This is a genomic window from uncultured Pseudoflavonifractor sp., assembly GCA_904419835.1.
Taxonomy (GTDB): domain Bacteria; phylum Bacillota; class Clostridia; order Oscillospirales; family Oscillospiraceae; genus Pseudoflavonifractor.
This window is the reverse complement of the sequence record CAJFTA010000019.1, coordinates 22,785-33,474: the sequence shown is the minus strand read 5'-3', so window position 1 is coordinate 33,474 and position 10,690 is coordinate 22,785. Positions and strand designations below refer to the sequence as shown.

Annotated in this window: 9 protein-coding genes; 5 read left to right on the top strand and 4 right to left on the bottom strand. The window is 60.9% G+C overall.

The window, feature by feature from the left end; all coding sequences use genetic code 11:
- Positions 1-189 precede the first annotated feature (189 nt).
- From QZY67_RS05425 to QZY67_RS05410, 4 genes are all read right to left on the bottom strand, one after another.
- Positions 190-1,458 (bottom strand): MFS transporter, encoded by a 1,269-nt coding sequence (locus QZY67_RS05425; protein WP_295368910.1) that lies wholly within the window; start codon positions 1,456-1,458, stop codon positions 190-192.
- Positions 1,448-2,308, bottom strand: a complete 861-nt coding sequence (locus QZY67_RS05420; protein ID WP_294531676.1) for a hypothetical protein — start codon at positions 2,306-2,308, stop codon at positions 1,448-1,450. The genes QZY67_RS05425 and QZY67_RS05420 overlap by 11 nt, the downstream gene beginning before the upstream one ends.
- Before the next feature lie 158 nt (positions 2,309-2,466).
- Positions 2,467-3,150: a response regulator transcription factor gene (locus QZY67_RS05415; RefSeq protein ID WP_294531674.1), complete on the bottom strand. Its 684-nt coding sequence runs from the start codon at positions 3,148-3,150 to the stop codon at positions 2,467-2,469.
- A gap of 29 nt (positions 3,151-3,179) precedes the next feature.
- Positions 3,180-3,611: a ComEA family DNA-binding protein gene (locus QZY67_RS05410; protein WP_295368908.1), complete on the bottom strand. Its 432-nt coding sequence runs from the start codon at positions 3,609-3,611 to the stop codon at positions 3,180-3,182.
- A gap of 170 nt (positions 3,612-3,781) precedes the next feature.
- On the opposite strand from QZY67_RS05410, the gene QZY67_RS05405 reads away from it, so the two are divergent.
- The 5 genes from QZY67_RS05405 to QZY67_RS05385 all read left to right on the top strand — a co-directional run bounded on the left by QZY67_RS05405 (position 3,782) and on the right by QZY67_RS05385 (position 10,668).
- Positions 3,782-5,146 carry a D-alanyl-D-alanine carboxypeptidase family protein gene (locus tag QZY67_RS05405; protein ID WP_295368906.1) on the top strand — a complete coding sequence of 455 codons (1,365 nt, stop codon included), beginning with the start codon at positions 3,782-3,784 and terminating at the stop codon, positions 5,144-5,146.
- A 153-nt stretch (positions 5,147-5,299) separates the two neighbouring features.
- On the top strand, positions 5,300-6,235 hold the full coding sequence (locus tag QZY67_RS05400) for a hypothetical protein (protein WP_295368904.1): 936 nt from the start codon (positions 5,300-5,302) through the stop codon (positions 6,233-6,235).
- Between the two features lie 38 nt (positions 6,236-6,273).
- A complete protein-coding gene (locus tag QZY67_RS05395) occupies positions 6,274-6,747 on the top strand; it encodes a hypothetical protein (protein ID WP_295368902.1) in 474 nt (157 codons plus the stop codon).
- 212 nt (positions 6,748-6,959) lie between these two features.
- A complete protein-coding gene (locus QZY67_RS05390; RefSeq protein ID WP_295368900.1) occupies positions 6,960-7,322 on the top strand; it encodes a BlaI/MecI/CopY family transcriptional regulator in 363 nt (120 codons plus the stop codon).
- The gene (locus QZY67_RS05385; RefSeq protein WP_295368899.1) at positions 7,315-10,668 is read left to right on the top strand and encodes a M56 family metallopeptidase; all 3,354 of its coding nucleotides are present in this window, start codon (positions 7,315-7,317) and stop codon (positions 10,666-10,668) included. Before QZY67_RS05390 ends, QZY67_RS05385 begins: the two co-directional genes overlap by 8 nt.
- The last annotated feature ends 22 nt before the right edge of the window (positions 10,669-10,690 follow it).

Sequence of the window (10,690 nt, the reverse complement as noted above, 5' to 3'; positions counted from 1 at the left end):
GTGTATAGCGTTTGTTTGGTATTCCTTTCGGCATAATAAATCACCCCACTTGTTATTTTCAGTATATCATACTGTCTAACAAATGGGGTGCAGTTCATTGCCGGATTCCCGGCAAAACACACCCGCTTTTTATTGTTTTTTCAGCCGCTCACGGCACAGCAGCCCCTGATGGGCTGCTGTGTTTTGACGCTACCGGGCCGGAATGGCCTCTTTTCTTTCGTTGGGAGACACCTGCCGCACTGTCTGGATAAAGAAAGCCGCGCCCACGGCGAACATAAATGCCAGGGCTCCCACGCCCAGGTTGACGCTGCCGGTAATTTGGCTCACAGCGGAGACGGTGATGGTGCCCAGGAAGGAGGCGCCTTTTCCGCAGATATCGTACAGGCCAAAGTACTCGCCGGACTTCTCCGGGGGAATCAGGCGGGCAAAGTAGGCCCGGGACATGGACTGGATGGCCCCCTGGAAGATACCCACACACACGGCCAGCACCCAGAACTGGTACTGCGCCTTCATCCACATGCCATAGATGGTGATGAGGAAATAGGCGCCGATACACACCAGAATAAGGTTTGCGGAGGAGAACCGCTCCGTGAGGCGACCGAAGAGGAGGGCGGCGGGGAAGGCCACAATCTGGGTCACCAGCAGGGCCAGCAGCAGCCCCGTGGTGTCCAGGCCCAGGGCCGTGCCATAGGCGGTGGCCATATCGATGATGGTGTATACACCGTCAATGTAGAAGAAGAAGGAGATGAGGAAGAAGAGGGCCTTCCGGTTGTGAGAGAGCTCGGAGAACACGCCGCCCAGGCGGCGGAAGCTCTCGCCCAGGCGGCTGCCCTGGGCAGGGACGGAGTGCTTCTGCTCATAAGACCGCCACAGAGGTACGGACAGCAGCAGCCACCACGCCGCAATGAGCAGGAAGGCCAGCGCCATGGCCACGTTGATGGACATGCCCAGGGACTCATAGCACAGCACCAGCACCAGGGAGAGGACAAAGGGGATGCAGCTGCCGATGTAGCCCCAGGCATAGCCGTTGGCGGACACTTTGTCCATTCGCTCAGCCTCAGTGATGTCGGTAAGCATGGAGTCGTAGATGACCAGGCTCACCGAGTAGGCCGACTTGGCCAGGACGAAGAGCACCAGGAACCAAAGCCAGGAGGACATGACACCCAGGCCCACGCAGCCCAGGGCCCCCACCAGTACGGAGACGGAAAAGAGCTTCTTTTTCCAGCCGGGGAAGTCGGAGATGGTGCCCAGCACCGGACCGCACAGCGCCACCATCAGGGTGGCGATGGAGGTGGCGTAGCCCCAGTAGGCCAGATAGCTCACCTCGGAGAGCCCCTCCGCGTCGGCCAGGCTGTTGAAGTAGATGGGCATGATGGTGGATACCAGCAGGGTAAAGGCGGAATTGCCCACATCGTAGAGCACCCATTTGCGCTCCAGGGGCCGCAGTTTAAACTTCATAAACAAGCTCCTTTTCCAGACTCAGCACAGGGATCTTCTGCCAGTTGGCTCCGGGGCCGAAGGTGGGCTCCAGCCCTACAGGCAGGGGCCGCTCCTCCGCCAGGCAGGGCAGGTAGCCCTCCATCAGCGCCAGGCATTGCTCCTCCGCCCGGTCCATCAGCTTTTTCAGGCGGACACAGCTGTCGGCGCAGCGGGGATCGGGCTGTGAGTTGATGAGCAGGCCGTGCATCTCGGTGTAGTTGCCCGACAGCTTGAGCACGCCTTTTACCAGGCTCCGCTTCCAGAAGCCCGGAGCCACCAGCAGACGGTTATAGAAAATCATGCTCCGCAGGGATTTTTCCACCTCTTTCGGCGTGACGGTGGGAAAGAATGGGGCGATGACCCGGCTGTGCTCCGCTGTGGGACAGATGTGTCCGGTCAGGTCCTGCCGCACCGGGTCCAGTCCCTGTTCGGCCATGAGACAGCGGTCAAACTCTCCTTCGATCTCCGTGTGGGTGACCCCGCTGACGTGGATTTTCCGCTCAATGTACCCGTGACAGGCGCTGTCCAGGGCAAAGTGGCAGAGAAAGCCCATGAGATAGGCCCGGCTTGGCCCTCTCTCCCCGGCGGGCATGGCCCGTACCAGGGCGGCGGCCGGACCGAAAAACTCGGCGGCCGGCTTCTCGTGCTGCCCGAAGCCCACGGCGTTGACCCGGTTGACGGAGAGCGCCTTGTAGTAAAACAGGATGTCCGGCCCGTGGAGGCCGATGGAAAACAGCTCCCTCTGGGCAGGCGTCAGCCCCTCCAGGGCAGGCGGGGCCCGATGCAGGATTCTGTCTCCAAAATACTTGTGCGCATAAGTGGATGGCATGGAGGCTCTCCTTTTACTCAGTTTTCTGTTCCGGCAGATATTGTACCATCCTCTTCCCCGCCCTTCCCCGCAGTTTTTGTAAAATAGAGACAAACAGTTTGTAAAATAAAATGCCCCCGGGAGGAAATTTCCTTCCGGAGGCATTGTTGTATGTTGGTTTAACTGTTTTTGAAGTAGTAGCCCACGCCCCACTTGGTGAGGATATACTCGGGCCGGGCGGGGTCCAGCTCCAGCTTCTCCCGCAGGCGGCGGACGTGGACGTCCACGGTGCGGTAGTCCCCGGCGTACTCATAGCCCCACACCACATTGAGCAGGTTCTCCCGGCTGTACACCCGGCCCGGGTTGCGCATGAGCAGCTCGATGAGGTCGAACTCCTTGGCGGTCAGGTCCACCGGGGTCTCCCCCTTCCAGGCGGAGCGCTCGTCGGCGTCGATGACGATGTGTCCGGCGGTGAGGCGGGACCGCTTCTCCTTCTGGGCGGCCATGCCCGCCCGGCGGAGCAGGGCCCGCACCCGGGCCTTCAGCTCCAGGATGTTGAAGGGCTTGGTGATGTAATCGTCGGCGCCGCACTCAAAGCCGATGATCTTATCGGTGTCCTCGCTGCGGGCGGTGAGCATAATGATGGGCACGTTGGAGAACTCCCGTATCCGCATGCAGGCCTGAAGGCCGTCAATTTTGGGCATCATCAGATCCAGGATGATGAGGTCAAATCCGCCGCTTCTGGCCAGCTCCACGGCCTCCTCCCCGTCATAGCCGGTCTCCACCTGGTAGCCCTCGCTCTCCAGGTTGAACTTGATGCCCTTGACCAGCACCTTTTCGTCGTCCACAACCAGAATTTTCATTTCTTGATTCCTCCACAGGGCCTGCGCCCTTATTCCACGGTGATGTAGTCGATGATCCGGGACAAAATCCCCTCGCCGATGCCGCCGACGTCGGTGATATCCTCCACAATGCGGAAGGGACCGTGCTCCTCCCGGTAGGCGATGATATCCTCCGCCCGCTTCTCCCCGATGCCGGGGAGGGTCTGGAGCTCCTCGCTGCCGGCGGTATTGATGTTGACCAGGCCGGGCGCCTCCGATGCGGAGGGTGACGGCGCGGGCGGCTGGGCTTCCGATGCCGCAGGCCCGGTCTCTTCCGGCTCCGGGGATGCTGCCGGCGGCGCCTGAGAAGCCGGCGGGCTGTGCTGGGCGGCAATCCGCACCGTCCCGGGGGCGGACTGCCCGCCCAGGAACCATCCGGCGAAGAAGGCAAGGCAGGCGGCTGTCAGCAGAAGCAGCACAAATTCCAGCCTGGAAATCTTCATCAAATTGTAACCACCTTTCCCGTTGCGCGGCCTGTCCTTCTTTGCTATAATGAATTATGTAACCATTTTGTCCTGTTCCGTTCTTTGCCGCAGCGCGGGTTTTTACGGCCGGTTTTTGCGGCAAAGGGACGTTATGGGATATATTATAACATAGAGTGCGGGAGTTTCCTATGAAAAAAAATCGTGTTTTTTCTTTTGTCCTGACCCTGGCGCTGCTCTGCGCCGTCTTTGCTCCGTTTTCCACAGCCGCCGCCAATTCTGTGGACGACTATGTGGTAAACGCCCGGTCCGCCATCCTGGTGGACACCACCTACGGCGAGGTTCTCTACGAGCACAACTCCCACGAGCGCACCTATCCCGCCAGCATCACCAAGGTCATGACCGGCCTGCTGACCATCGAGGCCATTGAGCGGGGCGAGCTGTCTCTGGACCAGCAGATCACGGTCAGCGAAAACGTAAATGAGGGCATGATGGCGGGCGCCTCCACCCAGAACCTGAAGGCGGGGGAAATTCTCACTCTGAAGGACGTGCTGGCCTGCGCCCTGATTCCCTCGGCCAACGAGGCGTGCAACGTGCTGGCCGAGGCGGTCTCCGGCTCCATCTCCGCCTTTGTGGAGCTGATGAACCAGCGGGCCGCCGAGCTGGGCTGCAAGGACACCCACTTTATGAACCCCCACGGCCTCCATGACGAGAACCACTACACCACAGCCTATGACATCTACCTCTTCTGTAATGAGGCCATGAAGCACGAGACCTTCCGCGAGCTGGTCACCTCCATGAACTACACGGTTCCCGCCACCAACATGAGCGAGGAGCGCACCTTCTGGGACACCAACGCCCTCATCACCAGCTGGAAGTACACGGGCTATACATATGAGTACTGCACCGGCATCAAGACCGGCTACACCCCCGAGGCGGGCTACTGCCTGGCCTCCTCTGCCACCAAGGGGGACCGCTCCCTCATCGCCGTGGTCACCGGCTGCGAGCGCACCCCCGGCACCACCGGCAGCGAGGGGTACACCCACTTCTCCGAGAGCAAGAAGCTGCTTGAGTGGGGCTTCTCCAACTTCTCCTACCAGTCCATCATGAGCAGCAGCAAGCCCCAGCTGTCCATTCCGGTGACCCTCTCCGAGGTGGACCATGTGGTGGCCGAGCCCAACGGCACCCTCTCCGCCGTCCTGCCCAACGACGTGTCCGCCGAGGACTTTGCGCAGGAGGTGGAGCGCTACTACGACACTCTGGAGGCCCCGGTGGAAAAGGGCACGGTCCTGGGCAAGGTGACCCTCACCTACAACGGCGAGGCCTACGGTTCTCTGGATCTGGTGGCCGTGGACACGGTGGAGCGCTCCGAGCTGCTCTACAATCTGGACCGGATTGAGAAGTTCTTCAGCCAGCTGTGGGTAAAGATTCTCCTGCTGGTGCTGGTGCTCCTCATTCTGGCGCTGGTGCTCCGGCTCACCCTCTTTGGCCGCCGGGGCCGGCGGAGCTACGGCGGCCGGCGCCGCAGCGGCTACCACGGCCGGCGCCGCCGGTAATCCCCTCATCCCCCCTGAGCGTCCTGCGGAACCTTCCGCAGGGCGCTTTTTTACAATCTTTTCCTCTCTGCTTGACAAATGAAATTTATCGCGATAAACTAATCTTGCAGAGACCTCTGTCACAACAAACCCATCTGAGAAAGGAGTCTATGTATGAAAAGGTTGTTCTCGATTCTTTTGTCTATCGCAATCCTCTGTACGTTGACCTCCTCTGCTTTTGCTGCGGATGCCGTGACTGATTCTACTGACGATATCGCTGTGGCAGCTTTCTCTCCAGAATTTCCTGATGCATACCTTGAATATGGAGGGCCTGCACCCGCTCTTCAGTCTTCATCAGTGCCCAGTGAGAGCCCCCTCGGCACCATTACAGTTACTGCTTTTTGTGCAGAAGCCTATAATCCAGAAACTGGCGAAGTCCTTTATAGTCGTCTGATGAATAAGGAAGAGGTTGCCGATTGGAGGGCTGCCGGTTCTCCTACTGAGCCAACTCTGACGTCCGCTTCGTCGGATGCTGCGGTTGAAACCAGAGGAGAGCTTAAGCTCACACTGGCTGTATATCCGTATGCTGATGGCGGTGTCTCTGAGTACAATACTAATCTAGTGGCCAGAGGTCAGGCCGATTGGCTGAAAGGTCCCTCTTGGGGTGCGGGCGTGACCCGGCCATCTTGGGGCCGTGATATAATCGGTATAAGCTGGACGAAAGGTCTTGATGCATTTAACCGAGAAGCAACAGCCACATCCAATAATGGTGATGATGTCGATATTTCTCTATGCGAATGGGACGATACTGAATTCGTCTCATGGGAATTTATTGAACAATTCGGGCCTCATATCGGTTCAATTGGAGGCCCTGATTGGGCAGAATCCATTGAATGTTCCACCGGACTCGGGGTTCCGCCCAGTGTTTATTATCAGAAGGCTGATATTGCGCTGACATATGCTCACTCGTATTCCGATGTCGTAATTGACGATGTTTCCGTTAGTGTAGGGGTATCGAAAGATGGGCCTGAAGCTGGTCTCGACATTTCCTTTGGTGCTGAGGCAAATGAATGGACTATTATTGCAATTGTGGATGGTGTTGACTTATAATCCATATAAAGAAGAGCACTTTTCTGATTGCTGTGTGTGTGGCGGTGTGCACTCTGATTTTATGTCTGTTCTTCCTGTCAAAGCGTCCGTTTTCAAGCTCAGCCGTCTCTGTTGAGGAATTTATTGATTCCCGGAACGGCGATCTCGGCGTTGAAAGCATCATTGCGCTTACAACTTTGAACGATGAGTTTGATTTGGTTTTTTTATACAATACAGACGATAAGGTCTCTGCAAATTTGCTCGTCAAAGGCGAAGATGGAACATACACCGGATTTGACATGACAACGTCTTATTATTTGGATCAGGTCAATCGCATTACAGGTTCATCCAGCCTTTCATATCTCCCTGAAAACACGCTGTATTGGGGGATTGCGCAGTCGCCCGACTGGGTCATTAACCATCCAGATTCCCATCAGATTGTAGTGGATAACCTTGTCCTCGGATACTACTTCCATGATAAATCACCGGACGAGGAAATTCTTGACTTAGAGTTTGTCTACAACGGAGACTAACACAACGGCAAAACAAGCGCGGAGCCGGGCGGCGTTACCGCCTGGCTCCGCCGGTAATCCCCTCATCCCCCATGAGCGTCCTGCGGAAGGTTCCGCAGGACGCTTTTTTTGCGATCTTTTTCTCTCCCCTTGACAAGTGAGGTTTGTCGCGATAAACTAGTCCTGTAAGGAGATTTGTCAGAACAAACCTCACAGAGAACGGAGACCTTGTCATGGACGATTACAAGCTGTTTGACGCCGAGTACCGGCTGATGGACCTGGTGTGGCGGGAGGAGCCGGTGAACTCCACCGCCCTGTCCCGCATGTGCCTGGAGCGCTTCGGGTGGAAGAAGCCCACCACCTACAACCTGATCCGCAAGCTGTGCCAGCGGGGCTTCCTGAAAAATGAGGGCGCCACCGTCACCGCCCTGGTGCCCCGGGAACAGGTGGAGCAGTACGAGAGCGAGGCGGTGGTGGAGAAATCCTTCGGCGGCTCCCTTCCCGCCTTTGTGGCCGCCTTCCTGCGGGGGAAAAAGCTCTCCCAGGAAGAGGCGGAGGAGCTGCGGCGGATGATTGAGGAGGCGGGCGATGAATAACCTGTTTTCCGCCCTGCTGCCCGCCCTGTTCCAGGCGGTGCTGGCCATGAGCCTGACCGCCGCCGTAACGGCCCTGGCCGTGCTGGCCATCCGGGCCGTCATGGGGGCGCTGCGGGTCCCCCGGGCCATTGTATTCCTGCTGTGGGCGGTGGTGCTGTTCCGCATGGTGTGCCCCGTGTCCTTCTCCAGCAGCTGGAGCCTGCTCTCCCTCCTCCCGGCCGCGGAGGAGCAGTCGGCGGACCTCCCCGGCGGCTACGGGGACAGCCACAGCGCGGCCTGGGACCCCCCTCAGAGTCAGGGCGGCCATCAGACCGGCGCGTCCGGCGGCGGGCCCGCGCCCACCCTCGCCCCGGAGACGGGCGGCAGCGCCCAGTCCTCAGCCGTCTCCGGGCCCGCCGCCCCGTCCGAACCCGCAGAGCCCGCGGAGCCCGGCTGGCTGCCCGCCCTGTCCGCCGTCTGGGCCCTGGGGGTGCTGGCGCTGTGGCTGTGGAGCCTGGTGTCCTGGCTGCGCCTGCGGCGGAGGCTGTCCGCCGCCGTTCGCACCCCGGACGGCGCCTGGGAGAGCGACCGGGTGGACTCCCCCTTTGTGCTGGGCTTCTTCCCGCCCAAAATCTACCTCCCCCTGGGCCTGAGCGGGGACACCCGGCGGTATGTCCTGCTCCATGAGCGCGCCCACATCCGCCGTGGAGACCACATCGTCAAGGTGCTGGCCTTTCTGGCCCTTGCGGTCCACTGGTTCAACCCCCTCCTGTGGGTGAGCTGGTTCCTCTCCTGCCGGGACATGGAGGCCGCCTGCGACGAGTCCGTCCTCCGCCGCAGCCCGGAGGATATCCGTAAAAATTACTCTGCCGCCCTGCTCTCCCTGGCCGCCGCCCACCCTCTGCGGGTGCCCCTGGCCTTTGGGGAAAACGGCGTGAAGGGCCGGGTACGGGGCGCCCTCCGGTGGAAGCGTCCCGCCGCCGCTCTGGTGGCGGCGGCCTTAGTGGTTCTGCTGGCCTCCTGCTATATGCTGGCGGCCAATCCCGCCCAGGTGCCTGACGCCGCCCCTGAGCTGACCCTCACGGTGGAGGGCTCCTCCATTACCCTCTCCCCCGAAACCGAAGCCCCCGACTGGGACAGCACTCCCCTCCTCACCGGCTCCACCCACACCTCCATCCAGCTCTCTGTGCCCGGAATTTCCCCGGCCAGTCTGGAGGGGACTGATTCTCTTCTCTCCGGCGCGGAGCCCGCCCCCATGTCCCGGGATTTGCAGTTAAGAGAGGACGGTTCTGCCGCCTTCTCCCTCTCATCCCGTTCCGATGCCGGCGGCACAGGCACTGAGCTGCGGGGCATTGTGGTCACCGCCCGCTGGGGCAGCGGCGCCCGGGCCCTCACCGCCCGATATTCCTTCCGGGTACGGATGCCCTCTGTCCTGCGTGGGGTGGATCGGGAAGCGCCCGCTGTGGTGGCAGGGGGTCAGGAGCTGTCTCTGCGGAACAGTACCCCTTTTTCCACCCTGCGGGAAACCCAGCCCCTGGTCCTCACCGATAGGGATGCCATCATCTCCCTGTCCCATCCCACCGACGCAGCGGGGTACACGGTGGAGCTCTACGCCCTGAATGAGAGCACCTACACAGAGATCGGCGACCCTCTGAATCAGCTGAATGTCCAGTCTGTGGACGGGAACGCCAACCTGGCCTCCGGCACAGCCTTCTATCTGTCCGAGGACGCCCCCGGCGGCCTGCTGGGCCTGCGGCTGAGCTACCAGTACCCCAGCGGCGTGACCAAGAGCTGGATCGGCCTGCTGGAGCTGGACGGAGGCGCTCAGGCGCCTGAGTGCGTTTTTGGGGACGACGGCCTGCCCTACCTTCGCTACCCCGGCCGGGAAGAACTGACCCCTCTGCTGCCCCTCCTGCCCGCGCCCGCCGAGTGGGCCGGGCAGGACATGGGCGGGCGCAACGAGGCGGAGACCCTGGCGGATCTGGAGGCCTCCACGGTCCAGATGGGCTTCACCACGGCCAGCGAGGGCTGGGCGGTGGTGGGCGTCGGCGCCGGTGTGGGCAATGCGGACACCTATTTTTACCGCACTCACGACGGCGGCCGCACCTGGGTGGAGTACAGCCACCCGGACAGTCAGTGGTACATGGAGCGGGCCGCCTTCTCCGACCCGGACCACGGCGTCCTCTGCGAGGGGCTTTTTGTTGACGCGCCCATCTACGTCACCTCGGACGGCGGAGAGACCTGGCGTGAGCTGGAGATATCTCAGATTTATGACCAGGCTTACCCGGAGGATATCCCCGACGACGCCCTCTATACGGTGGACTCTCTGCTGCTCTGCGGCAGCTGGGGCGTCCTCACCCTGAGCGGCTACGGTCTGCCGCCCCTGTGCGTCTACACCTCGGACAGCTGGGACACCTTCTCCCTCCTCCGGGACGGGGTGCTCCCCGTGGGGGATGAGGCGGCCTATGATGCCTATTCTCTGGAGCTGGACGAGTACGGCACCCCGGTTCTGTCTCTGTTTCTGCGGAACAGCGAAGACTTTTCCATGGGGACCGTTACCCTCCAGTGGGACGGCGGCGCCTGGTACCGTGAGGTGGATATCGGCGACCCGGCGGAGCTGACCGCCGCCGACCTGCCCGACATTCCGGTGACCACCTGGGCGGAGGACACCGGCAATTATGCCGCTGAGCGCACTCCCACCCGCTCGGAGATTCTCGCCGAGTACGGCTTTGACTGGGGTGATATTTATTATGTCTACTACACCCCTCTGGATGATACTCTGCACCTCCAGCTCTGGTTTGACCCTGAGACGGGCAAGGGCTGTGGCTTCCGGTATGTCTGGGAGGGGGCCGATGGGCCCCTGGCCGTCCCCGATATCTACGCCTTCGGCTTCCACGGCGCCACCGTCCCCACAGAGTGGGAAGACCCCTACACCTGCGGCCTGCTGGGCAACGCCGACGCCTACTCAGTCCTGACACCCTGGGGCACCGACGGCTCGGAAGCGGTGTCCAGACTCCGCTCCGACTGGTCCTACCGTGCCGACGGCAACCCGGAGGCATTCCATGCCGCCGGGACGGATGAATCGGGCAATCCGGTGGACGTGCTGGACGTGACTTTCTCCTATTGGGACGACGGTCCCCTCCTGTCCAAGTCCTATTTCCACAATCAGCTGCTCTTCGGCACCGCCTACCTCAGCACCCAGATGTACTACACCTCCCATGAGCGCCTCGCCTATGCCCGCTGCTACCTCACCCATGGCAGCCTGGAGCTCTTCTACTTCTATGACGGGGACGGGGATACGCCCGCTTACTGCCTCATGCTGGACAACGACGGCGGGCTCTGTTTCCCCACCCTGTTTGCCTACTGACCCCTTCCGGCCCGCCGCGCTC